The sequence below is a fragment of the Pseudomonas sp. B21-015 genome (assembly GCF_024749285.1).
Taxonomy (GTDB): domain Bacteria; phylum Pseudomonadota; class Gammaproteobacteria; order Pseudomonadales; family Pseudomonadaceae; genus Aquipseudomonas.
Genome location: NZ_CP087196.1, coordinates 6,302,618 through 6,328,851, shown reverse-complemented (window position 1 = coordinate 6,328,851; position 26,234 = coordinate 6,302,618). Strand labels below are relative to the sequence as shown.

General features: G+C 55.1%; 26 protein-coding genes. 21 read left to right on the top strand and 5 right to left on the bottom strand.

The genetic code is table 11. The annotated features are described in order from the left end of the window. Positions 1-378: 378 nt before the first annotated feature. The 19 genes from LOY38_RS28875 (at position 379) to LOY38_RS28785 (ending at position 18,060) form a co-directional block, all read left to right on the top strand. A complete protein-coding gene (locus LOY38_RS28875) occupies positions 379-1,308 on the top strand; it encodes a tetratricopeptide repeat protein (RefSeq protein WP_258698133.1) in 930 nt (309 codons plus the stop codon). Between the two features lie 183 nt (positions 1,309-1,491). Beyond that, complete coding sequence (locus LOY38_RS28870; RefSeq protein WP_258698132.1) at positions 1,492-2,838, top strand: T6SS immunity protein Tli4 family protein; 1,347 nt, start codon at positions 1,492-1,494, stop codon at positions 2,836-2,838. Positions 2,839-3,220: 382 nt separating this feature from the next. Then, positions 3,221-3,751, top strand: a complete 531-nt coding sequence (locus LOY38_RS28865; protein WP_258698131.1) for a hypothetical protein — start codon at positions 3,221-3,223, stop codon at positions 3,749-3,751. 241 nt (positions 3,752-3,992) lie between these two features. Continuing rightward, positions 3,993-4,523: a hypothetical protein gene (locus LOY38_RS28860; RefSeq protein WP_258698130.1), complete on the top strand. Its 531-nt coding sequence runs from the start codon at positions 3,993-3,995 to the stop codon at positions 4,521-4,523. Positions 4,524-4,673: 150 nt separating this feature from the next. Then, positions 4,674-5,126 (top strand): XAC2610-related protein, encoded by a 453-nt coding sequence (locus LOY38_RS28855; RefSeq protein ID WP_258698129.1) that lies wholly within the window; start codon positions 4,674-4,676, stop codon positions 5,124-5,126. A 290-nt stretch (positions 5,127-5,416) separates the two neighbouring features. Further along, the gene (locus LOY38_RS28850; protein WP_258698128.1) at positions 5,417-5,755 is read left to right on the top strand and encodes a hypothetical protein; all 339 of its coding nucleotides are present in this window, start codon (positions 5,417-5,419) and stop codon (positions 5,753-5,755) included. 110 nt (positions 5,756-5,865) lie between these two features. Beyond that, complete coding sequence (locus LOY38_RS28845; RefSeq protein ID WP_258698127.1) at positions 5,866-6,543, top strand: hypothetical protein; 678 nt, start codon at positions 5,866-5,868, stop codon at positions 6,541-6,543. Positions 6,544-6,586: 43 nt separating this feature from the next. Continuing rightward, on the top strand, positions 6,587-7,075 hold the full coding sequence (locus tag LOY38_RS28840) for a hypothetical protein (protein ID WP_258698126.1): 489 nt from the start codon (positions 6,587-6,589) through the stop codon (positions 7,073-7,075). 202 nt (positions 7,076-7,277) lie between these two features. After that, the gene (locus LOY38_RS28835; protein WP_258700810.1) at positions 7,278-8,552 is read left to right on the top strand and encodes a hypothetical protein; all 1,275 of its coding nucleotides are present in this window, start codon (positions 7,278-7,280) and stop codon (positions 8,550-8,552) included. Between the two features lie 108 nt (positions 8,553-8,660). After that, positions 8,661-9,146 (top strand): cell division protein, encoded by a 486-nt coding sequence (locus tag LOY38_RS28830; RefSeq protein WP_258698125.1) that lies wholly within the window; start codon positions 8,661-8,663, stop codon positions 9,144-9,146. Beyond that, positions 9,139-10,581: a TIGR01777 family oxidoreductase gene (locus tag LOY38_RS28825; RefSeq protein ID WP_258698124.1), complete on the top strand. Its 1,443-nt coding sequence runs from the start codon at positions 9,139-9,141 to the stop codon at positions 10,579-10,581. Before LOY38_RS28830 ends, LOY38_RS28825 begins: the two co-directional genes overlap by 8 nt. Before the next feature lie 9 nt (positions 10,582-10,590). Beyond that, on the top strand, positions 10,591-13,041 hold the full coding sequence (locus LOY38_RS28820; RefSeq protein WP_258698123.1) for an alpha/beta fold hydrolase: 2,451 nt from the start codon (positions 10,591-10,593) through the stop codon (positions 13,039-13,041). Positions 13,042-13,061: 20 nt separating this feature from the next. Further along, entirely contained in the window at positions 13,062-13,763 is a 702-nt protein-coding gene (locus LOY38_RS28815) for a hypothetical protein (RefSeq protein ID WP_258698122.1), read from the top strand. Between the two features lie 37 nt (positions 13,764-13,800). Then, positions 13,801-14,301 (top strand): hypothetical protein, encoded by a 501-nt coding sequence (locus tag LOY38_RS28810; protein ID WP_258698121.1) that lies wholly within the window; start codon positions 13,801-13,803, stop codon positions 14,299-14,301. 88 nt (positions 14,302-14,389) lie between these two features. Beyond that, the gene (locus LOY38_RS28805) at positions 14,390-14,938 is read left to right on the top strand and encodes a hypothetical protein (RefSeq protein ID WP_258698120.1); all 549 of its coding nucleotides are present in this window, start codon (positions 14,390-14,392) and stop codon (positions 14,936-14,938) included. After that, positions 14,925-15,773 carry a type IV pilus biogenesis/stability protein PilW gene (locus LOY38_RS28800; protein ID WP_258698119.1) on the top strand — a complete coding sequence of 283 codons (849 nt, stop codon included), beginning with the start codon at positions 14,925-14,927 and terminating at the stop codon, positions 15,771-15,773. The genes LOY38_RS28805 and LOY38_RS28800 overlap by 14 nt, the downstream gene beginning before the upstream one ends. 2 nt (positions 15,774-15,775) lie before the next feature. Next, complete coding sequence (locus LOY38_RS28795) at positions 15,776-16,531, top strand: lysozyme inhibitor LprI family protein (RefSeq protein WP_258700809.1); 756 nt, start codon at positions 15,776-15,778, stop codon at positions 16,529-16,531. Positions 16,532-16,575: 44 nt separating this feature from the next. Next, positions 16,576-17,574, top strand: a complete 999-nt coding sequence (locus LOY38_RS28790; protein ID WP_408980547.1) for a hypothetical protein — start codon at positions 16,576-16,578, stop codon at positions 17,572-17,574. An 81-nt stretch (positions 17,575-17,655) separates the two neighbouring features. Further along, positions 17,656-18,060: a hypothetical protein gene (locus tag LOY38_RS28785; protein WP_258698117.1), complete on the top strand. Its 405-nt coding sequence runs from the start codon at positions 17,656-17,658 to the stop codon at positions 18,058-18,060. Positions 18,061-18,115: 55 nt separating this feature from the next. Here the strand turns inward: LOY38_RS28785 and LOY38_RS28780 are convergent, their stop codons facing one another. Beyond that, positions 18,116-18,496 carry a DUF6124 family protein gene (locus LOY38_RS28780; protein WP_258698116.1) on the bottom strand — a complete coding sequence of 127 codons (381 nt, stop codon included), beginning with the start codon at positions 18,494-18,496 and terminating at the stop codon, positions 18,116-18,118. A 585-nt stretch (positions 18,497-19,081) separates the two neighbouring features. Here LOY38_RS28780 and LOY38_RS28775 point away from each other — a divergent pair. After that, a complete protein-coding gene (locus tag LOY38_RS28775) occupies positions 19,082-19,465 on the top strand; it encodes a helicase (protein ID WP_258698115.1) in 384 nt (127 codons plus the stop codon). Positions 19,466-19,719: 254 nt separating this feature from the next. On the opposite strand, the gene LOY38_RS28770 is transcribed toward LOY38_RS28775, so the two are convergent. The 4 genes from LOY38_RS28770 to LOY38_RS28755 all read right to left on the bottom strand — a co-directional run bounded on the left by LOY38_RS28770 (position 19,720) and on the right by LOY38_RS28755 (position 24,627). After that, positions 19,720-21,120 (bottom strand): aminoacyl-tRNA deacylase and HDOD domain-containing protein, encoded by a 1,401-nt coding sequence (locus LOY38_RS28770; protein WP_258698114.1) that lies wholly within the window; start codon positions 21,118-21,120, stop codon positions 19,720-19,722. Between the two features lie 78 nt (positions 21,121-21,198). Beyond that, entirely contained in the window at positions 21,199-23,274 is a 2,076-nt protein-coding gene (gene recG, locus LOY38_RS28765) for an ATP-dependent DNA helicase RecG (RefSeq protein WP_258698113.1), read from the bottom strand. A 9-nt stretch (positions 23,275-23,283) separates the two neighbouring features. Then, on the bottom strand, positions 23,284-24,213 hold the full coding sequence (locus tag LOY38_RS28760; protein WP_008007618.1) for a hydrogen peroxide-inducible genes activator: 930 nt from the start codon (positions 24,211-24,213) through the stop codon (positions 23,284-23,286). 174 nt (positions 24,214-24,387) lie between these two features. Continuing rightward, a complete protein-coding gene (locus LOY38_RS28755) occupies positions 24,388-24,627 on the bottom strand; it encodes a hypothetical protein (RefSeq protein WP_258698112.1) in 240 nt (79 codons plus the stop codon). A gap of 14 nt (positions 24,628-24,641) precedes the next feature. Here LOY38_RS28755 and LOY38_RS28750 point away from each other — a divergent pair, with 14 nt between their 5' ends. Next, positions 24,642-26,147, top strand: a complete 1,506-nt coding sequence (locus LOY38_RS28750; RefSeq protein ID WP_258698111.1) for a YdgA family protein — start codon at positions 24,642-24,644, stop codon at positions 26,145-26,147. Positions 26,148-26,234 lie beyond the last annotated feature (87 nt).

Here is a 26,234-nt window from a genome sequence, read left to right as displayed (position 1 = left end):
TAAGTTTGGTGAAAATGGGGACAGACCACGTTTTAATAATGATCTGAAAAACGTGGTCTGTTCCCGTTTTTTCACTTAAAACATTAGAAGTACAAGGGTGCGCCAACCTTAATAGGTTTGGCATCTATGAGTTGGCTGACAGCAGAGCATATAAAAATGCGAAGTTTTCATTTGCTTGGGGGCTATGGAGCGATCCAGGAGGAGGTACTAGTGGGAAAGCTGCAGACCGAAATCAAGCGATAATAGGGAATAAGTGTTTTGTTGAGCTATATAATTCAGACTCGTCTGTGAGTGGCAATACTACGCATCAAGCCGCACCGCTTCTGTCGCAAAACAGCACGCTGAAGCTCGAATAGTTGCTCTTGGAGGGTCGCTTTGATGAAGGTTTTGTTTGTTTTTATTCTTTTTTCCGTGTTTGGCGCCGTGCAGGCAGCCACCCAGTGTGAAGTCGATCTGAATGTCGATGGGATATGTGATCAATATTCTGTGTCTTCTTCCGATGAAGACGAGACTTTTTCAAATATTACGATCGGCATTGGTGGTAGTGATAAAAAAATAAAAGGTAGTTTTGAGCTCGGCGATGGTGGGCTTTCTAGTGGGTATATGCCAGGTGATTTTTCACTGCTGATTGACTATTACCCTCGCAATACCCTAATGACGAAATACGATTTCAGATGGGATCTGAATCTTAATGATTTTGTGCTATACAAAGTGTCGGGTTGGGAGGAGCCGGATCGGGATGAAAAATATTCTATTGGCGGCGAGAGTGTGCCAAGCGAGGATAGATTTCCTCGTGTATTTGATGTTCGTCGCATTGAGTGTTGCGTAAAGTTTTCTCAGTTTGTTGGCAATGGGCCGGTTGTCAAAAATATGAGTGAAGATAATAAGGTTGCAGAAATTAAGAAAGACTTCAAGTATGTAATGAAGAAGTTGCCCGAAGGGGAGAAAGGGGCGCTGTTTTTTCGGCCCGGTACAGGTGGGGAGAGAATAAGTATTCCGAAAGATTTGGTATATGAAATGACATTAATCGTTGAAGATGACAATGTTGGAGCGATCAATGATTATGCTTATTATCTATACCGTAATAAAGAGACCGCTTTGGCAGCAATGCTTTTGAAGAAAATTCACCAAAAGTACCCTGAAAGAGTGGTTGCTACACTGAATCTGGCAGATGCTTATTGGGGTTTAGGTATGAAGGGCGATGCTTGTCCGCTTTACAAAAATTATGTCAATAAGATGAATGCGCTTGGTAAATCTTCACGTATACCTGCATCGGTAAAAAATAAGGATTATTGCATATCGCGCTAAAGATCGAAATTAGCATGCTGCCGAATAAAAGGAGACAGATTTGGGTGAAAATGGGGACAGACCACGTTTCAATAATGATCTGAAAAACCTAGTCTGTCCCCGTTTTTTTCAACCCAACAAGCAGGACGATGATTACAAAGCTATCGCAGCTTTAACCAACGATCAAGTCACGGAGAACTCCTAATGCACCCTTTTAAATCAATCCACACTCTGATCATTTGTTGCTTTCTCTTAGCTCAAGTTGCACAAGCAGAAACCAACACCGCCACACAACAATCAAGAACAGAGTGCTTGGGGCGTTCGGTATTCGACATAAAACCAGAAATAAAGTGGCACTTGCTTAATGATCAATGGACTTATACTGATGGCACCGATTTCACCACCTACTCACCGGATATAAGCTTGGCGGATAAGCAGCTTAGTTACGGCAGTGATCCAACAAATGATGCGTACGGGCTAGTTACTATAGAGGTATCACCTAAAACCAAAATAGAAACCTTTAATGACTTGGTTGGCAGCCATCGCCCGGACATAACAGTGGCAAAAGAGCGAGTAGTAAAAAACAAAATCGACAAACTCGACAAAATAATGACAGGAGACTTGTGGCGTTCGGACCCCGCAGAATATAAATCACTGCAAAAACAACAATCCGAACTACGCAAAACATTAACCAGAATCAGAAAAGTAAGCACCGAACTCGTTGTGCTGGCGGACTTTATAAGTCAATTTAAAAGAGAAAACCGTCCCTACGAACATTTTGAAATTGAACTGGAAGCCTACAAAAAAGAATTCGACACCTACCCCACAGATGAACTCTACGCCGAACAGTCCGCCTTCGACTTCGGCATGCCAGACGCCTACGGCGCTCGCTATCCCGACAAACTCATCGTGCTCTTGTGGCGTGACGACCGAATCTATCGCTTCGCATTCGGCCAACAAAGCGACTATTCCGAACACAGAAGTTCGTTCGAAAAACTGCTTCCCGCCGCCCGTGACCTGCTTGCGCGGTTCCGCACGCGTGCAGAATTTGAAATACCCAAAGAGCCCGGTTTCTGCCTGCCCTTCGGCTTCATCGCCGATGATGGCAAAGCCCACTACTCGATTACCATGGCTTGGCATCCCACCGACAACCCGAACTTGCTGTACAGCCTGAGTTTGAGCGATGACATCGGCAAAGCGTTTGATTTGCTACCGATATTGACCACGCCGATTATGGGCAACCCGTTCCCAAGCGCCGGCGTCATTCAAACTTTCGGTCCTTCGAAGGTGCAGATCGGTTCGCGCACAGGAATCATGGGCGGCAAGTATTACAAACCTACTGATCCCCAAGGCGACGAAACCGCCTCCACAGAACGCTTCGTCATGACTGCAGGCACGGCCAATAAAGGCTGGGAGCCGAGCATGGTGTTGAAAGCCGAGAATTACGCTTCAACACAAGTCAGGTCCTTTGAGCAGAGCAAGGAAGACTTCCTCAACATCCTGAAAAGCTTCCGCCTGCAACCGGGCATGGACAGCCTGATTGGCAAGTAAAAGCAGAAACCGGGGGCGCAAATAGAGCAGATTTTTCCGTAAGGGAGACTTGGATAAATCTGCCGCCTCACCAACCCTACGCCACTAAAATTTGCAGCATTGGCGCACGTAGACCTGAACATGGACACACTAGATGCGCCTTCTCATACTGACAATAGCCGTAGATGTCTGGGCAGATACGCATCCTGCAAACATTCAAAAATCGCCCCTACGGCGCACCGAACGTGAAATGGGGACAGACCACGTTTCAATAAAATAATGATCTGAAAAACGTGGTCTGTCCCCGTTTTCTCTAGAGCGATTCGCTTGAAGCTACAGTCTCGGAAACTTTTATAACTCCGCGACAGACCGTAATAATGAACTATTCAATGAGTAAGCCATCGTGAAAAATATATTGCTTTTTGTGTTGTTGAGTTTTGCAGGTAGTGGTTATGCCAATGCCGGTGAAAAACTTGCAATAGTTACTGAGCTTCCGAGTGTGGTGCTGAGCGCTATATCGGAAAGAAATAACTCGGTCGTCGAGAAAATAAAAGTTGAAAGCGGGGGTGCCTTGAACTGGGGGAGTGAGTATTTGGTTTTCATCTCTCCAAAAAGCGACGAGAAAATTTGCTCGGTATATAAATATTCTAATGACACTTTGTTTTCGCTATTCGATGGAGTTCCCTGTGAGTTCAAAGGTGCGGCTGAGATAAATGAGTCAAGAAATACCTCCATGCCTGATGTTTTGTATAAGATTGAGTTATACCTTCCTAATCGCGGCGCAATGGTGGATGAAATGATCGCTTTGTATTTTGATGAGCAAAAAACCACATATTGCCTCAGTCGTTTTTTGTCTGATTGGTATCAGAACAGTGATAAGAAATATACGCCGGATTTAAGCGACGGGCAGTGTGGCTATGGGCCTGGTGAGTAATATTAAAAGCAAAGGAAAGCAAAGGGGGACGGATTTACTTGTTGCTCTCGGCGAGTTTGATCTTGATTGGGAGCTTAAATGGATCTGTCCTGTTTGTTGTTCGTAAACTGCACAAACCCTCGGCAGTGATGCCGCAGGTGGATCCGGCTTGCATGAAATGAGGACAGACCACGGTTCAATAAAAAAGATCTGAAAAACGTGTTTCGTCCCCGTTTTTTTTCGTTTTCTTGAGTTGCCTGTCATGAAAAATCTCATTGCATTTTTAGTTTCGTATATTTTTAGTACAGTTGCTGCGTTTGGTGGGAGTGTTGGCGATATTCCAGAGGCTATAATGCTTCCTGAAGTTGTATGGTTGCAAATTGCGAAGGAAAATGAAATGCAGCTTAAAGATGTGCATTTCCTGTCTGGCGGCACAGTTGGATTTAATGGTGTCTATGTAAGTGCTGTTATATTTGAAGACAAGATAAAAAATTGTTCGATTTTCACATATTCTAATGATGAAGTATATGGAGCGTACGATGGCGCTCCGTGTGAGTTTGAAGGTGCAGCTGAAATCGATGGGTCTAGGAAATCGGCCGTGCCGGACGTTTACTATAAAGTTAATGTGTTCTCTTTAGATTTAGGTACCGGTGTTAACGACTTGGTTGCATTTTATTTTGACTCGGGGAAGAGAAAGTTCTGCGAAAGTAAATCGCTAGCTACTTGGCGCGCAAATGGAAAAAAGGATATTCAGCCCGATCTTACTGATGGTGTTTGCGGTTCCGTTAAGTAGTGCGCCTAAGGGGCGGGTTGGATTTATTAGATAGGTATCCATCGATAAATAAATCCGTCCCATTTTGTGGTCGCTTTTTTTGCAAATAAGTATTAAGGCTACAGATAAAGATACTGTTTGAGCAAATTTTTTACCCGCGGAGTGATGTGCATGAAAAGCAAAAATTTTTGTGCGGTACTTGTTTTTGCGTTTTGGAGTGCTATGGCGTTTGCTGAGTCTATACAGTTTGGACCAGAGAAAGGAGTGGCGGTAACGCTTGTGCCTGACAAGACAGACTTAACTGTTACGGTGCAAGCAAAGAATGGTTCCAAGGATGTGATATCGTTTCAGACAGAAAAAGTTATGCATGTTGAGGTGGGAGATTATAACTTTGACGGCTTTCAGGATTTTTCAGTTTGGTATATCGATGATGGAATGGGTACGTATTCTATTCATCGAATTTTTGTTTATGCTCCGAAAAATTCGTCCTTTAAAGAGTTGAAGCCTGCTTGCGGTGACGAGTTTCTCAATCTTAAGGTGAATAAGGAAAAGAAAATTCTGCGTAGCATGTACTATAAAGGTAATGTGCCGACTTTATGCGTCACGAAACCCTCACGTAAATAGTTTTAAGGAAGGGGTGGATTTGTTTGAGGTGAAAATGGGGACAGACCACGTTTTAATAATGATCTGAAAAAATTGGTCTGTCCCCGTTTGCCTTTTTGTTTGGCAACACTAGCTGTGAGCAAATAAATCTGAAGCGAAAAGGAGACTGATTTATTTATGAGGTGCCTTTAGCTTTCGATAAATAAATCAGTCCTTTTTTAGGAGAAAGGAGAGTAAATGAAGATTTTAATTTTGTTCCTAGTATTGCCTTCAAAGCATGCATTGGGGCAGCACTTTTTTTAATTACAGGATTGGTTTTCGCAGATGGTCAAGACGGTGCTGATGCTCGCTCTGAGGGTGAAGGCTGCTATGGCTACCTGACCGAGATGGTTAGGAGTAGTGACTTTCCATTTCGTTATGCAAAGAAAGAAAAAATTAATCTGTTGATTGATGATGATAATGGTGAGCGCATACTGGCTCAGTTGTTCTATAAAACTTCTGGCGAGGGTGTTGTTGGGTGGGTTAAGTATTATGTTCAAGATGAGGCGCTATTTAATGCATCGGCAGATTTGGATGAGCCTGTTGAGTTGAAGTATGATAAAAAATACGCGGAACTATATAAGGATTGTATTGCTAAGCTTAATAAGTGATTTTGTTTGTGGGGGTGGGAAAATGAAATGTGGGCAGACCACGTTTCAATAATGATCTGAAAACGTCGTCTGTTCCCGTTGTCCCCGTTTTCTCGTAAGAGATCGTTATAATGAAAGTGTTGTTCATGTTGTTCATGTTGTTCATGTTGTTCATGTTGCTTGGTGGCTTGTCTTTCATTACGCTTTCGTCGGTGGCTCAGTCCAAGTATCTGGATATGTATGGAGTTGTAATTCCAGAGATTCCTGGTTTTAAATTGAACGTGAGAGCTGAGAATGGGGTTTGCTATGGGGACTTGGTTTCGAACGTTAGTTTAAATCCAGATATACTGACTGAGGAGAACGTTTTCATTGTGGAGCCGGTTGAGTTTGAGAAGAGTTTGAGTGCGTCGGGCCGTTTTGATAGCCATGGTAAGTATATATACAGCTATGCCGTTGACGATGCATTACATCAAGAGTCTGAGGCGGGCTCGGTAGATCTTGTTCATTCCTCGGCATCGGGTTCTGCTGCCGTCCGAGTAACAATGTCTCCTTTTATGCTTTGGAACTCTGATGGAGACATCGCTGCTGCCAAGAACAAATTTTCGTTAGACAAAACAGGCCTGTGGTTCGACTGTTTCTATGGGTTGAAGGGTGTGAAAGGTACCACGGTTAAATTTTCTGCATGTGTACCTAGGTCTAACCTGAGAAGTGATCCTAAGTTATCTGATATCAAGGCGTCATTTGAGGCCATAAGGCCTAGCAAAAATTGGTTTTTTACAACGAGGAGAGGCAAAAAAGACGATGCGTAAATTTTGTTTTGTATTGTTGGTATTTATGTTCTGTAGGGTCGCCGTGGCTCAGGATGATAGCCTCTATCTGCGAGGGGTGGTAATAAATGGTCCCTATAAAACAACTGTCGTCGAAAATGCGGAATTGTCGGTTTTGGAAACGGGAGATACAGAGTATCCCGTGTCTTTAGTCCTCGACGTGAAAAACATCGATGGAGTATCGGCTAGACAGTTAGTTGATAAATATGATGTTGCTGGTTCGCCACCTAAGGTCGAGTCGATATTTTTTTATCCGGTTCAGGATGTAAAGAATGTCTTTGTTTTGGTTTCTTGGGAAATTAATAGTAGAGGCATTGGTACCTACGGTACCCTGTATCAAGTTTATGCCTATGCGCGACATAGCAATGGCAAGTTGATCCCCAATCAGTTGATTCAGGCTAATAGGTACTTAAGCGGGATTGACGGCTTTAGTGACGGTGTGCCACAGACGTTTGCTTATAAGGACGCCGCCTCAATAAAGGCTTACGTGAAAAAACACCTGAATACGCCATAACTCCCTCTTAAGGGGGTGTTGAAAAACAGCAAGGATGATTTGTACAGAGGTTATCGGTGAACGCAATCGCTGGATAGTTCATGAACAGCCCGGCGTGTTGAAGGAAATGTCCGATGGTGTCGACGTCTACGTAGGCGGATGATTGAGCGTTTTTAAACACGACGCCTGAGCCGGTTAAACCGAAAATTTTTGAGTGATCAACATGGATTGTATTTTTAAAAAAGGATACGGCTTCACGAAGGCTCTGATGGGCGCCGTTGTTCTGAGCCTGTTCCTTGGGGGCGCGGATGCATTCGCTGAAGATCAACCTTGCCCGTTCGATGTGCCTCAAACAGAACTGAAGGTCGCAAGCTGTATTCAGGAAGGGGGCGTGAACATACTCAAGCTTGTGTCGCGTAACCAACCCGACTACGCCAACAACTTCGATAATCTCCCCACCGTCATTGTCACTGGGAAAAACCTGCAGGACATTTTGACGGTCGTCGGAATCGACAATGCGCAGCGCTACAACAAGATGATCCAACTGCCTGATGCTGAATCAATCATTGAGTTTTCGGACGCTACGGCGACAGCAAAAGCGTCGATGGAGCAGCGAGGTTGGAAGCTGTTGGACATGAAAAACGTCATTTATCCTGGGCCGGGCGGTGTTGAAGGGTTCGGATTGATCTGCAACACGCTTCAAGCAGAAACCACGAAGGGCTTTGTCGTTGTTTCTCAGTGCAACACTTTTTATGAAAGTGAGAGATCAAGCCTGAAAAAGCTCCTTTCCAGGATCACCTGCGAACTCCCAAAAAGTGAAGTATTCCCAGCGCTCGACACAGACTCGGGCTCTATTGTTTTCAACTACGCCAAACTGCCTGAATCCCAGGACCCCGACGACGTCGCCATTGGCGTCGATTTCGTAAATTGCGCCGACGGTACAAAAAAGAACATCGGCGGGCTGCCATTTTTAGCGGCCACCGGGCGGGTGCAAGCGGCTTTCTTTGCTCAGGCTAAACCCGACGCCGAGCCGATGCTTTTCGTCATTCATGCGGTTGGAATCAGAGCCGATACGGGCGTTAATTATTTGGGCGAGTATTACACCACTCATGCGTATTCCCGTACGGCGGCGGGTTACGTCAGAGATGAGCGGCTGTCGAGCTATTTTGGGAACGGCGGCGATATTGCCCGCGATCCCGAGTCGGAGGAGTTGATCTACACATTCCCCTATAAAACCGCTGATGCCATCGCCGCCAAACTCAACTCCGCCGCGTATAAACGCTGGGCGGCGGGGGACAGGGTGACGCTCACGATTAACAAAAAGACCTCGATTCACAGTTCGCCCGTTTTGGCGGACATGACGAAAATGTATTTGATCAAGGGCGACTCGGTGTTGCAGGAAGGGGTTGAGGCCGGGTGGCTGCAAATCATGTTTAAAACCCCCAAAGGAAAGGAAATTCGGGGCTGGGTTCAATGCAACGATGCCGATGGTTGCTAGCCGATTGTCCGTTCGAAATTTCAGAGGTGAAACGGGCGCCGTGATTAATCACTCAATGCCCCGTTTTCCTTTAGACTGCGCCCCTCAAGGAAGCCCCCAGGACACGGAATGCCAGTCCCTTCAAACACCCTTCGCAAAGCTCTGGTCGTTTGGCTATATGCCGCCGCACTGGTGCATCTGCTCGTCAGCATCCTGCTGACCTGGGCCGGCCATTCGGGATTGCTCGACGGCTACCTGCAAACCATCGAATACGCCTTCTGGACGGACGTGGTGCCGAGCGCCGCCCGCGAGCAACAAGTGTGGTGGCTCGCCTTGTTCGGCGCCACGTTGCAAAGCTATTCCCTCTACATGCTCGCCCTCGTGCACCTCGGCCATCGACTCAAAACCCCCATGGCATGGGGCTGGTTGATTGCCGGCATCGTGCTCTGGGCGCCGCAGGACATGTTGATTTCCCTCCAGGCGCAGGTCTGGTCGCACCTGTGGTTCGACAGTTTCGCGCTGCTCACTTTGCTGCCGCCGCTGTTCTGGCTTTATCGCCACGACCGCCGCACCTCCGCCTCAACACACATATCGAGTGACGCCAGCCATGCCTGATTTTTCTCTCCTGGATTGGGCAGTTACATTGCTGATCGCCCAGGCCATTCTGGGGGCGCTGGATACCCTGTATCACCACGAACTGACCGTCGCGCTGCCTTATCGACACAGTGCGCGGCTTGAGCTGTCTATCCACGCGTTGCGTTCGTGTTTCTACGGGATTCTGTTTCTGGGCATGGCGCATCTGGCATTTCAGGGCACGTGGGCGATTGTTATTGCGCTGCTGTTTGCCCTGGAGATTTGCCTGACGCTATGGGATTTCGTGGTCGAGGATCGGAGCCGCAAGCTGCCGGCTATCGAGCGGATCATGCACACCGTGCTGGCGGTGAACGGCGGGGCTTTTTTTGCGTTGTACGGCGTGCAACTGGCGCAGTGGGCGAGCTTGCCGACGGGGTTGAGCGCGATTGATTTTGGCTGGCGTGGCTGGTTGCTGACGCTGTTCGCTATCGGGGTCACTGCCTCGGGTATTCGCGACGGCTTGGCGGCGCTGCGCATGCAACGCGAAGGCAAACCGTCGAACCCGTTCGCGGGCGGGGCCTATAAGCGCGTGCTGGTGACCGGCGGCACCGGGTTTATCGGTGAAACGCTGGTCAACCAATTGCTCGATGCCGGCCACACGGTCAGCGTGCTGGCGCGGGATCCGCTGAAGGCGGCTTACCTGTTCGACGGCCGGGCGCGCTGCGTGCGTTCGCTGAGCAAACTCGGTTACGACGAAACCTTCGACGTGGTGATCAATCTGGCCGGGGCGCCAGTCGCCGGGCCGCGCTGGAGTCCCAAGCGTCAGGCGCAATTGATCGCCAGCCGGGTCAACACCACCGACAGCTTGATGACCTGGTTGAAGAATGCGCGGCACAAACCGGCGCTGTGGGTGCAGGCATCGGCCATTGGTTTTTACGGTGTGCGCGATGCCAGCGAAAGCCTCGATGAACAGGCCAGCAAGGGCGACGGTTTCATGGCCGAACTCTGCGCGCGTTGGGAGGCGGCTGCGCAACCGGCCACGCAGTTCGGTGTGCGTCAGGTAGTGCTGCGCCTCGGCGTGGTGTTCGGCCCGGGCGGCGCGTTGTTGCCGTTGCTGATTCCGTTTCGTCTGGGGTTCGGCGGGCGCATGGGCGATGGTCAGCAGATCATGAGTTGGGTGCATCGCGATGATGTGATTCAGGTGATCGCTCGGTCCTTCCACGATGAAAGTCTGCACGGCACTTACAACCTGGTGGCGCCGGAGGCGGTCAGTCAGGCTGCGTTTGCCGAGAACGTCGGCAAAGTCCTCAAGCGTCCGGTGTGGTTCCACGTTCCTGCGGCGCCAGTGCGCGCGCTGGCGGGGGAGATGGCGCAGTTGTTCTTCGACGGTCAGCGCGTGGTGCCCCAGCGTTTGAGCGAGGCGGGTTACACGTTTCGTTATCCGACCCTCGACGCGGCTCTGCGCGATCTGGCCTGAGGATTGTCCATGAGCAAGCCCTTGATGTATCTGCTGGCCGGCAACGGCAGCGCCGCCGATTGGTGGGATGACGCGTTGCCGCATTTTCAGCGCTACACCGTGGTGCCGCTGGAGCTGCCGGGTTTTGGCAGCAACCCGCAGCCACCTTGCGAGGATCTTGCCGCCTACGCGCAGACCTTGTTGGCGATGACGCAAAAGGGCAGCGCGATCATGGCGGTCGGGGTCAATGCGCTATTGGTGCTGCACGCGCTGCAACGTCGTCCTGGGCATTTTTCGCGTAGTGTTTTGTTGGCGCCGGTGGGGGCATTTCTCTGGCAACGTCGGCTGCCGGCGCTGATGTCGCCGCTGCCGATCCGCAAGACCATTCACTGGTTGCTGGCGAACAAACCGACACTGTTCGCGCGCAAGTTCTCCAACCAGATCTGGACGCCCGTGCAGTACCAACGCATGGGCGACGGCTATGCCCGCTGCCGCGCGTTTGTGCCGCACTGGGATCTGATTCGTGCTGATACTGCGTTGCCGCTGTTGGAGTGGATCACCGATCCGGTCGAGCTGATTTGGGGCGATCAGGACAACGTGCTCGGCATTGAACAAGCCGCCGCATGGTCGGCGATTCTGGCCCGCGCCGACCTGACCATCAGCCTGAAACCCGGTTGGGGCCATTACCCGTGGATCGACGCGCCGGCGCAGTTCGCACAGTGGCTGGAATCCGGCGAGCGTGGTTTTGTGGCGCACACCAAGGGCGGGCGTTTGCGCTTGGCTGAGTTGGCCCGGCAACCGGTGCCGGTGGCGCTGACCCTCAACGATTGCAATGACCCGCATCTGCCAGCCTTTCTCGCCGCCCAACCCGACGCGACCTGGGCGGTGCGCTCCTCCAGTTATGGCGAAGATCAGGCCGATTCGGCGAATGCCGGTCTGAGCACGACCTTCCTGCGTGAACCGAGCGCCAACGTGCCGACACGCATCGCTGAATTGACGGCTGAGGGTGTCGAGGAAGTGGTGGTGCAGCGCTTCATCACACCACAGATCTCGGGCATCGCGTTTGTCCGACACCTGTCGGTAGAACTCGAATGGGTTGAAGGCCATCTGGAGTCGTTGGCCGATGGTCACGTCAGCCCCTCGCGGGCAACGCTGTCGCGGGTTGGCGATGCCTGGCGCAGTGGCACGTTCACGCCGTCCCACGGTTTGACCGAAGAGCTGCTGTGGCGCTTTCTGCAAGACGTGCTACGCGTATTCCACTACGTGCCCGGCGACGTCGAATGGGCCTGGGACGGTACGCAACTGTGGTTGCTGCAATACCGGCCGATCAGCGATTACGGCTGGCGCCGCCACCTGACCGCCGCCAACATTGCCGAGATCCTGCCGCCGCAACCGAGCGTGCTGGTGGAGTACGCCCAGCGCCGCGCGGCAGCGAGTATTCCGGCGATCATGGCGCGTTGGGATGTGCGGGTGTTGCAGGACAACGAGCCGTTTACTGCGGTGTTTGGTGGCGCCTCCTACATCAACAACGATCTGTTCCTCGCCCGACTCGCCGACTGGGGCATCAGCGCCAGCAACTACGCCGATGAAGTCGGTGGCGCGACCCCGCATCTGCCATGGCAACCGTTGCGGCTGCTGCGTTCGGTGCCGTTGTTCTTGCGCATGCAGCGCATTGGACGCGGGCACTTGCTGAGCCTTGAACACGGCTTGCAGCGCTTCGATCAGGAGCTGGCCGAACTCGTCGCGCAAGGTGCCGATGGCCAGCAACTGGCGGACTGGTTCACCCGGTTTTACGTATTCGTGGTGCAAGGCAACCTGTGCATCGCCACGGCGCTGGCCAGCAGTGGCGGCGATTGGCTCGGGCGTCCGCCGACCGCTTACGACAACCTCGAGAACAGCCCTCATCGGTTGCCGTGGGAGACCGATCCGGCCACGCAACGCCCGGCGCCGACTGACTTGCCGTTACAGGCCTTCCCGCAATGGTCGGGGCTTATCCGTGTGGCCCATTCGACCGGCCTGCCGGGCCTGCGCGGTTACTACCTGCAAGTGCGCGAGTGGTATCGCGACAACCTGATGCGAATCTTCTTCCGCCTGCACCACGCCATGCCGCTGGCCGACCGCGAACACTGGTTCGCGCCACACCCGGACATCCGTACCCGCGACGGCAGCTTCTGGCAGGACGGTCGCGAAGGCGCCGAACAGGCGACCGGGTTCATGATTTATCCGGGGCAGGTGCAGGGCATTCTTGGCGATGACATTTTGCTCGAAGACACCCTCGATCCGGGGCGACATGCGCACTACCAAGCGGCGCGGGCGGTGATAGCGCGGATGGGTGGGCGCTTGTCGCATGGCTCGACGTTGTTGCGGGAGCTGCGCAAACCGTCGGCGGTGATGCCGCAGGTTGATCCGGCGTGGCTGGGGTGTGAGGTGTTGTATCGGGATGGTGAGTTGGAACTGATGAATTCGAAGGATATGAAGTGAAACCTCGATACCTCCACGGGTTGCTGCCTGGTTTGTTCGCGCTTGCTCATACGGGCCACGCCGTTGCCGCAGATACCGTGATGGTCGGCAATGCGACAGGTCAATCGCCGGTTGCTCAAGGGCCAGTCGAAGCCTCGGTCGAAATGACGCCTTGCCGTTTCTCGATGACGCTTTCGCAAGATCAATGGCTGCAGTTCAACTCGCCCGATCTGGTGTTTGTCGCGGCAAAACAGCTGCCCGAAACATCCCGCGCACCTCACTTGTCGCAAGCGCAGACGTCGAGCGGCTATGAATGGAATTTCGCGAAGTCGGCAAACCTGAGCCAGACGTGGTTCGGGGTCATGTGTGAAAACGTCGGCAGCTTTTCCACTCTGACGACTCAGAAGCCGCCATCGGATGAAGCGATCGAACTGCAATTGCTGCGCGAGAGCAACGACCGCAAATGCCCGGCGACCCTGACCGATCACGGTTGGCTGCCAACGCCGTTGGCGGGAGACCCGCAAACTTATACGTTTGTGTCACTGGAGGGGAAGTCGTCAGGGTTCATCATCGGCTACCACCACAAGCAACAACCTCAGTTCAGCCGTATCGCCTTCTGCCTGACTCAAGGCGAGCAGGTGCTGATCGGCTCAGCCGAATCAGGTTCAGCCACCCCACTGGCGATAAGCACCGAAGGGTTCGAACAAATCAAGACCGCCGTGCGCAGCATTGCTTTCCAATGAGCATGCCGGCGATGCATCACACCGATGGAGTAACAGCGTGAAAGGATTTGCCATTCTATTTGCCAGCCTCTTGGCAGCTTCCACATCCCTGGCGTTCGCCGCCGAACCAGGCTTCAAGGAATACAGCGTTACACCTGTTTTCACCGGCACTCATCATGAACTTGTGCCGCAGGAAAACAGCAGTCCAGCGATGGACAGCGCCCGAGCCAAAGCCCTCCAGGGCAAAGTCAACTTCGCCGGCCATTACATCCTGCACCGGCTCGGCTGTGGCGGCGGCGCCATTTGCGGCGAAGTGCTGGACGCGCGCACCGGAGAGGTTACCGGCGGGCTGCCAAATGCTTACGACGGCAGCACTTTCGACATGTCCTACCAGCCCGATAGCCGCTTGATCATCGTTTCTGGCCTGACGCTCGACGGCGAAGAAGACGCCCAGGGGAATGCGCTGGAAAGCCGTAACCGGGACCGTTACTACGAGTTTGTGGACAACGAGTTTCGACTGCTGACGATGGTTGACGCAGAATCGCCGCCGCTTGATTAAGGCTGATGAGATGAGCCGGTATCGCCGACGGCTACGCAAAGTGTCTGGCAGGACAACAAGGCCGGTTGACGGCGACAAGGAATACTCAATGAATCAGCTTTTTTTTGCCGGCGGCCTGTCATTGCTGCTCTCGTTCCCGGCTTTCGCTGCGCCAGCGGATGCTTATACCCAGCGCGATGTGATGCAGTGTGGCGGCGTCGAAGTGGTGCTGGTCTCGTCTTGCCGAACAGTAACGGTGGAAGACACGGAAACCCATGTAATCCCGGTCTGTTCCGACCAGACCATCAACATCGGCGGCAAAGTACTTCGGCGTAATATTGGCAAAGTTTTACAACTCACGTCCGACGGTACGAAGACGAAGATGTTGAACAACGTGGTGGTGGCGATGGATTGCGTGACAGGCAGCAAGGGCAGCCTTGTTTCAATCGGCGGCTACGGCGGTTGCGGTGCCTGCCCGGAGTGGCGCGGTTATTACTCGACAGCCGGGCGACTGGAGCAATACAGCTTCGATAATAACCAGCGCTCTTTTGGTTCGAAGGGTTCCTGGGAAGAGCTGATCAAGGTGTATGGCGTCACGAAGAGACAACTGCAATCGGAAAGCCCTGCAGTGAAAAGGATCGGCTATGGCCAGCCTTAAGTGGGTGCTGATGATCGGCAGTCTGTTCATCGCCGCCAGTGCCTTTGCCGAAGATCCGCCAATAGTCGGTATCGACGGGCGCACAGTGACGTTTCGAGCGACAAAATGGACGATGCCCGGTGTGGAGTCGGCGACCGCCTGGTTCACCGCAAACGGCAAAACCTTCCCACTCTTCGGCTCCGACGTTGGCGCCGATGGGCACTCCGACTGGCTCAGTCCTGACAAGAAAACCTTGTTGCTCGACCCGGTGAGCTTCGGCATGTTGTCGGTCGAGAGTGGTGAAGAAAAACTGGTATCGCAACAGCATTGCGATGTGATCTCGATGGAGACCGGCTGCGTGCTGGCTGAGCGTTCTGCCAGCTTTTGTGTCGGTAAATGGGTGGGCAATCAGTGGGTTTCCGCAGACGGCGAAGTGCTCAATCCCGCCCTGGAGACGCAGTCCCCAAAGGACCTGCTGAAACATGTCTCGGGCATCGAGCCGGCGCAGTCCCGCGCAGAGTCCATCGAATGGAGCCTGAGCTTTTTAAGTCCGGAATCCTACATGGCGTGTCATCCCCCGGCGCAAAATGTTCAGGCGTTCAACGACCTGGGTTTTTACCTGGCCGAGGGCGGTAACGATGAGTTCGCACTGAAGTTTTATCGAGGCGTCGAGGCGGTCGGCAAGCGCACGGTGTTGATGTTGAACATGGCTGATTCACTGTGGCGCCTTGGTCGCAAGGACGAAGCGCAGCGCTATTACCGCCAGTACCGCGACGCGATGAGCGCAGAAGGCAAGGCGCAGAAAATTCCGCAACGCGTAACTGCGCGATCTGAAAATCAGGGACTGAAAAATTGAACATGTTAATCCGGTTTATCGCGTTTTCCTTTGGATGCCTGTTTGCCTCCATCGCGATGGCCAAGGACGAATGCAAAGAGACCACCGTGAGCTGGCAGATCGATCTGTGCGTGGAAGCGGCACGCAAAGAAGCCGACGCACAGCTCAATGCTAGTTACAAGAAACTGCTTGCGCGGTTCGAGTCTCAGCAGCGGCGCGACCCTGAACAGGGCAAGGCGTTGATGGCGATGGCCAGAGAGGCCCAACGCGCGTGGATCAAGCTGCGCGACACCACGTGCCCGCTCGAAGCCACGGAAAGCGAGCCCGGTGTGGCGCTGCATGTTACGACTATCAACAACTGCATGGCCAGAATGAGCCTGGAGCGTGCGGCTTATCTGGACACTATCGTCGCGGATGAACCGGGTAATGTGGTTGATCTCAACAAGGTGTTCCTGTCCGGCTCCCAGCGCTTCGGCGATGTCGTGGCGCGTTATGTCAGCACCTTTGGCAGCCCTTGTTTGACGGTTCAGATTCTGGCGCCCAACGGCGGCTGGAGAGTGCTGTCCTCCGAGCGGTTTTGCAGTTTTGACGGCAAATCGTTTTGGGATGGCTATGCCAGTGCCTTGTTTGAGGATCATGCATTTGCTGCCGATGGTTTACACCTGACGCTCAGCTTGTTCGAGCTTCGTGGGGACGGAGAGAAGCAGCTCTCATGCGTGATTCCGATTCAGAATGAGCAAATCAAAGAACTGAAGTGCGGCGCACCTGAGGCAGCGTGAAACCATCAGCGTAAACATTTGAAGATTGATCAATAAGGAAGTGGGTGGAATTGGCCAGGCTCTTAAGTTTTATTGCTGCGCTCGGATGCATGGTCGGTTTGTCGGCTCAACCGGCATCGGCAAGTGACCCACAAACCATCGGCGAGCTGCATCCGCCGGTGGTTGCTTCGTTGGGTGATCAAAAGATCACGGTGTTCTTTTTGAAGAACAACCTTAAAGGTCTGGTTGGGGGCGTGCATGTGCCTGATGCTGAAATTTTCTACGCACCCATGAATGCGGTGAAGCCTTCGCTGAATTATGTGTGGAAGGTCGAAGGCGAACAAATTGCCTCGGTGTTCTTCTTCGAGCGCAAATTCCCTGAGCGAGCGGGGAAGTCCATGTTTGTTCTGACGGAAACACCTGAGTCGAACAATGGATTCCAAGGTGTTTCCTATTCAACCCAAGAGCTGCACCTCGTGAAGAATGGCGACCGATTGTCGTTGGAGTTTCTTCGCGGCAATGCCTATCCCCCGGAATTGCAGAACTGTTACGAAGGTCGCGATTTGGATAAAGGGATAGACGTGGAGTGCGCATACAAAGATGCTGCGAGTATTAAGAAGTTTCTGGCGGCCCAGGATGAAAAGATGATTGCGGATCAGAAACAACAACTTGGCCTGATCCGAGAACCTCTGAAAACCGGTGGTGACGTGGCTAATGTCACTTGTCCCTCAACCGAATTTTCCACGTTCCTCGCAGCCTTCTCCGAGCGCACAGACGTGCAAAAAGCATTCGTACAACAGCCGCTGCAAATGGTCACCACCGTGGCCGGCGATCCCGAGCCTGAGATGGAAAAGCGCAGTGTCAGCGGCGATCAGATCAAGTTTCCAATCATCCCGGATCGCGTGAAACGAGAGGTCGATGGTCTTACGTTGACCGTCAAGGAAGAGCGGGGCAACAACGCCACGGCGATCCTGCAGAAGCCGAATACCGATTATGTCTTCGAGTACCGGTTTGTTCGTGGGCAATGTTGGCGGCTTGCAGAGGTCTCGGATTTTTCACTTTAGACATGCGGTAAGCGCTACTGAGAGCACGTCATCGTTTTCAAAAAAATGAGATCAGAGGGATTGGTGAAGAGGTTATTTTTAATGCTGTTGTTGGTATTGCCGCTGACGGCCCGCAGTGAGATCACAACACAGGTCTCTTGTTTCCGTTCGCTGGAAGGCAAAAACATCAATTTCGAATTCAGAACCTATTACGACTCGGTCACCCAATGGGGCGGCGCGGGGGTTAGGTATAGCAAGTCGAAGAAGGCCATTTCTCTAGTCCATCGAAGCACCGAGCAAGAAATCCTGGCAGAGGATCGGCCCTATGAATTCACGACAACTTGGGTGGAAGTTTCCGAGGGGGCGCTGACGGGTGAGTATGAGATGGTCAGTCAGGGGGCTCGTATCTATGGGATGACCTACACGAATTACAAATCCGGCAAGAAGTATTCGTTCGATCAAGATATCAGCATGGAGGCGTCACCAGAGACAGGCTGTCAGTGGTGAGTCGAGATCATTGAGAAAGGGGACTCAACGTCCCCTTTTTCTTTCTGTGGTCCCTTTATGCCTTCGCCCGATGCTCCGCCGGATTCGGCGAATCAATGTGATCCAGTGCTCTCTCCACTAACAATTGCACCCCATCGGCCATTCTGCTCAGCGCCAGGGCGACTGAGCGGCGGGTGCCGTCGATGTCATCAGCCAGGTCGGCGGCGATGGCGCTGATGGACTTCAGGTCTTCTGAGGCGTTGGCCAGGAGGGCTTCGGTGTCGATGTCGGGGGAGACGGTGAAGAGCTTGCCTTTGCGCTTGGGTTTTTCGTTGGGTGGCGGGGCGAAATGGTGGTCGAGGGCGCGTTCGGCGGCTTCGTGGAGTTTTCTGGAATCGAAGGATTCGTAGGGGGATGTGGCTGGGTTTTCTGGGGGATTCGGTGTTGGCTTGATCATAGGTATCTTCCGGTAATAGGAGCTGACACCGTTTCGCTCGCACTTCGAAAGAGGTGGCAACTGTGCATAGGTGTGCAAGACCGGCCCGGAGTATCCGGCAGACCCGAAGGTCTCCCACGCACAGTCGCCATAACGATTCGCGAGCATAAGAAAACACTCGATGAATAGCCATAAACGATTGTGCACCAGGCCGGACTTGCACGTCCGAATCACCGATTTTGCGGTGACGAACAGAGGTTATCGGTGAAGGTGAGGGCTGCCTAGTTCATGGACAGCCCGGCGTTTTGAAGGAAATTTCCCAGAGGTTTGAGGGCATCAAGATCAAAAGATCGCAGCCTTCGGCAGCTCCTACAGAAATGTGTTTCTTCAGGTGTAGGGCGGGTGTTGGGTGTGACGCGGAGCGTCACGGGATGCATTCCCACGCGGGAGCGTGGGAACGATCAAGGTGGAGGAGGTAACGTGTGACTTGGCGGTCATCATGCGGGAAAAGCGGTTCATCTTCTTCTAACGCAACTCGATGGTGGCGTTCTGGCTTGAAGCGGCTACACTGCGCCGGCCGTTCATTTTTCTTTTGAGGCTGTGCGCATGAAATTTCGTTTTCTTCTGTGGATGCTGGGTTTGTTGATGGGTAAGGCCAGTCGGACTAATCCTTCGTTTCAGCAGCAGTTGGGTGATAAGGCGTTGGTGTTTCAGTTACAGACCCTGGACGGGAAGGTGGCTCGGCATTTCGTGGTGAAGGATCAGCGCATTACCAGCAAGGCTGGGGTGTATGCGGAGCCGGCGTTTGCGATTGCGTTCAAGGACGCGGCGTATGGCTTTGCCACGATGCAGGCAAAGAACAAGCAGTTGGCGTTTATGACGGGGATTCAGGACAAGTCGATTCAGATCAAGGGCAACCCGGCGCTGGTGATCTGGTTTCAGGGGTTGACCAAGTATTTGAAGCCGAAGAAGGCTAAGCCTGAGGCTTGAGGTCGATGATTAATCCTGTGGCGAGGGAGCTTGCTCCCGCTGGGCTGCGAAGCGGCCCTGAAGCCTGAGACCTCGGTTGTATCTGACACACCGCGTTGGCTGGGTTGCGACTGCTGCGCAGTCGAGCGGGAGCAAGCTCCCTCGCCACAGGGGTTGTGGTGATCAGGTAGATCGGCGGGGAATTCATCGCGGGCAAGCCCGCTCCCACAGGGATCGCCTAAATCCTGTGGGAGCGTGGCTTGCCCGCGATGCTTTTAGGCCTGGCTGAATTGCGAAGCCAGTTCGCGCAGCAGCACTTCGGCTTCGAGGACTTTGCTGACCACGTCGTTGGCCTTGTCACGAGTCAGGCCGACGCGTTCCAGCAGGGCATCGGGGATGTCTTCATCCGGCCCGGAGCCGATGCCGCGGCTGCGCAGCAGGCGTACGGCCAGGCACACGAGGTTCGGGTATTCGGCGTAGTCGCCGTCGTAGCTTGGGTCGTGCTGGAAGCGCAGGGCGGTGGCCAGTTCTTCGGGCATGTCCCAGTAGCGCATCAGCCATGAGCCGATCTGTTCGCGGCTGATGCCCAGCAGGTGTTGTTCCACGTAGCTGTGGCACAGGTGCGGGTTGACCTCCAGGTGGCGGCAGATCAGCGAGAAGTGCGGCGGAAATACGTGGGCCAACAGCAGGTAGCCGAAGTTGTGCAGCAGGCCGGCGAGGTAGGTCAGGCCGGCTTCCGGGCGCTGGGCGCGGGGCATGGCGCGGGTCAGGCCTTCGATGACGGCGGCGGTGTAGATCGATTGCTGCCAGTACGGCGTGGTGTGTTGCGGGTGGTCTTTGGGCAGGCTCAGGGTTTTGCCCAGGGCCAGGCCCAGCGCCAGGTTGATCACCAGGTCGAAACCCAGCACCCGCACGATGGCGTCTTCCACTGAGCGAATCTTGCCCGGCGAGGCGTAGTACGGCGACGCTGCCCAGCTGACGACTTGTGCGGCCAGGGCCGGGTCGGTTTCGACCACGCCGGTGATGTCGTCGATGGTGGCGTTGGGGTCGACCCGCAGTTTGATGATTTTCTGCGCGGTTTCGGCCAGCGGCGGAATTTCGATGGTCGCTTCCAGGCGTTGCTGAATGCGCCGCGCGGTGAACGCTTGCACGGCCTGGGTGATTTCCTTGCGGTCATCGTCGGGGCGGTCGAGGTTCGGGCGGATGCTGTTCACGGCTTCGCCGAAGTTGGCGGCGCTGGCCTTGGTGAGCATGGTTTTGAAATCGTCGCTGGTGATTTCCAGCAGCACGCCCGGCTCGCCCGAGTTGATCAGCAACGTCGGTTCGCGCAGCAGGCTTTCTTCATACAGGCACGGCGAGCTGGTGAGCGCCGGCAGGCCGGGCAGCAGGCTCAGGCTGTGTTTGCCGAGCATCTTTTCCAGGCGCTCGGTGGAGACGGCGGTCAATCGGCGGCCGGTGAGTTCGGCGAGGCGGTTGAGGTCCAGCAGTTGGTTCTGTGGGAACAACACCATCAGCGCGCCCACGGCGTCATCCAGCAAAACAGCCTGCACTTTACGCGCGGTGTTCAGGCCGTGATGGTCGAGGACTTCTTCGTAGGCGATGCCCAGCTTGCCAAGCAGTAGCCGAATAACCGACGGAGCGTGCGGGGTGGCGGGTGCGAGGGCAACGTCGGTCATGGTCTGTATCCGTTTGCAAACAATTGCAGGAGTATAACCAGCTTGTTTGAAGCCAGGGTCCAGAAACTGCGACAGTGCTCACACTTGGCCGTATTGCTGCCCATGGCGTAGCCAGCGGTCGAGCAGCGGGCTGACGTGATCCGGCCAGCGTTCGAGCAAGGCCTGGGCGGCGTCGCGCACGGCGGGCAGCAAGTCGGCGTCGCGCATCAGGTCGGCGACCTTGAATTGCAGCAGGCCGGTCTGGCGCGTACCGAGCATTTCGCCGGGGCCGCGCAGTTCGAGGTCTTTTTCGGCGATGACAAAACCATCGTTGGTTTCGCGCATGATGCCCAGCCGCTGACGGCCGATCTGCGACAGCGGCGGATGGTAAAGCAGCACGCAATGGCTGACGGCGTTGCCCCGACCGACACGGCCACGCAGTTGGTGCAGCTGCGCGAGCCCGAGGCGCTCGGGGTTTTCGATGATCATCAGGCTGGCGTTGGGCACATCGACGCCGACTTCGATCACGGTGGTGGCGACCAGCAGTTGCAGGTTGCCGGCCTTGAACTCGGCCATCACCGCAGCTTTCTCGGCGGGCTTCATGCGCCCGTGGATCAAGCCGACTTTCAACTCGCCGAGGGCGGCGGTGAGGTCTTCATACGTGGTTTCGGCGGCCTGACAGGTCAGCTCTTCAGACTCTTCGATCAGCGTGCACACCCAATAGGCCTGTCGCCCTTCGGCACAAGCGCCGCGCACCCGTTCGATCACTTCGACGCGCCGGGTGTCGGTGACCAGCACCGTGTTGACCGGGGTGCGGCCGGGCGGCAGTTCGTCGAGGATCGAGGTGTCGAGGTCGGCGTAGGCGCTCATGGCCAGCGTCCGGGGAATCGGCGTGGCGGTCATGATCAGCTGGTGCGGACACATCCGCCCGCCGACGCCTTTCTGCCGCAATGCCAGGCGCTGTTGCACGCCGAAGCGGTGTTGTTCGTCGATGATTGCCAGCGCCAGGTTCTTGAACTGCACTTCGTCCTGGAACAGCGCGTGGGTGCCGACCACCATGGGCGTACCGCTGGCGATTTGCTCCAGCGCGGCGACGCGGTTTTTGCCCTTGAGCTTGCCGGCCAGCCACGCGACTTCGATGCCCAGCGGTTCGAGCCAGCGCTTGAAGGTGATGAAGTGCTGCTCGGCGAGAATTTCGGTGGGCGCCATCAGTGCGACTTGATAACCGGCCTCCAGCGCTTGCAGCGCGGCGAGGGCGGCGACCACGGTTTTGCCGGCGCCAACGTCGCCCTGAATCAGCCGTAGCATCGGTTCGTGCTGGCTGAGGTCGTAAGCGATTTCGTTGCCGACCCGTTGCTGGGCGCCGGTTGGGGTGAAGCCGAGGTTGGCCAGATACTGGGCGGGCAGCTTGGTGGCTTTCGGCATGGCCGGCGCGCGCAAGGCACGCATGCTCTCGCGCAGGCGCTGCTGGGACAGTTGATGGGTCAGCAGTTCTTCGAAGGCCAAACGGTGCTGGGCCCAGTGATGACCGAGGGCGAGTTCGTCGACGTCGGCATCGGCGGGCGGGTGATGCAGGTAGCGGATCGCATCGGCCAGCGGTGCCAGTTGGTAGTCCCGGGCCAGTTCGGTCGGCAGCCAGTCGGGCAGGCTGCTGGGGCCGAGCAGGGTCAGGGTTTGCATGCACAACTGACGCAAGCGTTGTTGGGTCAGGCCTTCTGTGAGCGGGTAGACCGGGGTCAGGGTTTCATCCACCGGCGGCGGTTCGTCGCCGGTGATGGCGCGGTATTCCGGGTGGTAGATCTCCAGCCCCGACGCACCGGGCCGCGCTTCGCCGTAGCAGCGAATGCGCGTGCCGCGTTTCAGGCCTTCTTTCTGGGCGTTGCTGAAGTGGTAGAAGCGCAGGCTGAGCCCGCCGGTGCCGTCCTGCAGACGGACAACCAGGCTGCGGCGCCGGCCCATGACCACGTCGGCACCGCTGACGGTGCCTTCGATGACTGCGTCTTGCCCGGGTCGCAAATGGCCGATCGGGACCACACGGGTGCGGTCCTGATAGCGCAACGGCAGGTGGAACAGCACGTCCTGGAGGTTCTCCAGGCCGACCTTGGCCAGTTTCTCGGCCATGGCTTCGCCGACCCCCTTGAGTGCCGTCACCGACACTTGCGACAACTCGGTCATGACCGCGACTTAACCGGCCACTACCGGCGCTGGCGGCTTGGCCACCGAGCACAGGCGAATGGAGTCAGCGAGGATTTCAATCGCCTTGGGCCGCGGGAAGCTCGCGCGCCAGGCGATGGCCACGGTGCGGAACGGCACGGGCGCGCTCAGTGGGCGCACTTCGATCACGCCGGGGGCGTAGTGGTGGCTGTCGACCGCCGACAGCGGCAGGATCGAAATGCCCAGGCCGGAGGCGACCATGTGGCGAATGGTTTCCAGCGAGCTGGATTCCACCGTGGTGTGCTTGGCGCCGTCGTTGCCTTTGGCCAGGGTCGGGCAGGCTTCCAGCACTTGATCGCGGAAGCAGTGGCCTTCGCCGAGCAGCAGCAGGCTCTTGTCGTTGAGCAGGGCGGCGTCGATGGATTCTTTTTGCGTCCACGGGTGCTGGGCCGGCATCAGGACGTAGAACGGTTCGTCGTAGAGCTGCAGGGTCAGCACGTCGGCTTCGTTGAACGGCAGGGCGATGATGATCGCGTCGAGCTCGCCGTTGCGCAGTTTGTCGCGCAGCACGTGGGTGAAGTTTTCTTCAATGTACAACGGCATCTGCGGGGCGACCCGGTGCAGTTGTGGAATCAGGTGCGGGAACAGGTACGGGCCGACGGTGTAGATCGCGCCGACTTTCAGCGGGGCGGTCAGCTGGTTCTTGCCGGCCTGGGCCAGTTCGCGGATGCCTTGGGCCTGTTCCAGTACTTTCTGCGCCTGGGCGACAATGCCTTCGCCCACCGGGGTCAGGCGCACGGCGCTCTTGCTGCGCTCGAAAATCAGCACACCGAGTTCGTCTTCAAGCTTCTTCACGCCCACCGACAGGGTCGGCTGGCTGACGTGGCAACGCTCGGCCGCGTGGCCGAAGTGCTGCTCTTGGGCGAGGGTAACGATGTAGCGTAATTCTGTCAGAGTCATAGCAAGCGTCCATGAAGTTGCGGGCCAAGCATACCGGCTGCAATCGATAGACGCACGTTATCAGACTGAGTGCGTTGAGTGACACAGGGCAATGCAGGTTTGCCGTTTCCAGATATGCAAAAGGCATCTTTCCGGTGCCTTTATGGTTGTTGCACAACCTGTGGGAGCGCGTTCTTACATGAGAATGCGGTCGAATGTGAGAGCGGGTTTGCTCGCGAAGGTGATCGAATGACCGCCGAAACGCTCAACCCCTGCCAGTTGTCCACAGGCAGCAGCCTCCATAGACACTCTTTCAACTTTAATCATTGGGCCGTCCTGCGGCGCAAATGCTAATCTCCACCCCACTTTCAGCGCAGTCGTGACCGCACCCGTCATGGGTTCAGGGAAGACGACCACACTTTCAACAACGGACATTAATCGGGTATTTCATGAATAAATCAGCAGGCGTGCTTTTGGGAATTGTTGTGGCCATCGGTGCAATCAGCGCCGGCGGTGCGTGGTACACCGGCTCCAAACTCGATGGGGTGCTGAATACTTCGATCGCCGACGCCAACAAAGAGCTGCAAGCCACGCTGGCAGGTTCCAACGGCACGGCGTCGCTGGAACTGGTGTCGCTGGAGCGTCATGTGTTCAGCAGCACCGCGCACTACCGCCTCAAGGGTGAGGGCGAGATGTTTGGTGAAACGCCGATGGAGATGCTGTTCGTCGACCGCATCGAACACGGCCCGCTGCCGTTCTCGCGCCTGGTGTCGTTGAAGTGGTTGCCGGTCCTGGCCACCAGTCACTACGAGCTGGAAAAAACACCGCTGACCGAGAAGTGGTTCGCCGCCGCCAAGGACAAATCCCCGGTCAAAGGCGTGGTCAACATCGGCTACGACAACTCCACCAAGGGCACCCTCGAGTTTTTGCCTCTGGAAGCAGCACTGGATGACAAATCCAACCTGACGTTCTCCGGGTTGAAACTCGACGTGGCCGCCAGCGCCCAGGCGCAAAAGGTCAAGGCCGACGGTTACATGGACAGCCTGAAGCTGACCACCGTGGCCGAAGATCAGACCCCGGTGCAGGTCGAGCTCAACGGCTTGACCTTGGCCAGTAACCTGAACAAAAGCACCTACGGCTACTACGTCGGCGAAAACACCCTCGAGCTGACCAACAGCAAAACCACCTTCGGCCCCAAACAGTCGGTACTGGGCTTCAAGAACTTTGAAATGAAGAACCAGACCGAGGAGTCGGGCACCAACGCTTCGGGGCGTGCTGATTACAAGATCGGTGAAGTGTCCTTGAACGGCAAGGTTGTCGGCTCCGCGCAGTTGGCCATGAGCCTGAAAAACCTCGACATCCCGTCCACGATGTCGCTGATGCAGATCTACCAGACCAGACTGCAACCGTACGAGCGGGCCGCCGCCGAAGCCACTGCCGCTGGTCTACCGGCGCCGCAGCTGAACCTGACCCCGGCCGAAGAAGCACAGGTCAAGAGCGGCCTGGAGAAACTGCTGGCCGCAGGTCCCCAGGTGGCCCTGGAAAACCTGTCGTTCAACACCAGCAACGGCGAAAGCCGCGCCAACCTGGTGCTGGACCTGACCAAACCACAATCCATGGACCTGCCGCCAGACCAGTTGGTCAAGCAGTTGATTGCGTTGCTGGAGTTCAACGTCCTGGTGTCCAAGCCAATGCTCGTTGACGTGCTCACCGTGCAGTCGCAAATTGACGGCCAGACCGACGCCAAGCTCATCGCCGATCAAGCGGGCGCCACCGCCGACATGTTCAGCAGCATGGCAGTCGGCACGCAACTGGCGAAACTGGACGGTAACAACGTCGTCACCAAACTGCACTACGCCAACAATCAAGTGGACTTCAACGGCCAGAAAATGACCGTTGAAGAGTTTGTCGGTTTTGTGATGAACAAAATCGGCGGCACTACCACGATCCAGTAAAACCGCAGGCTTCTGCGCAACGCCCGGCCTCTGCAACACGCGGACGCCGGGCGTTTTGCTATCTGGAGTTTCGAAAACGGGTGAGGG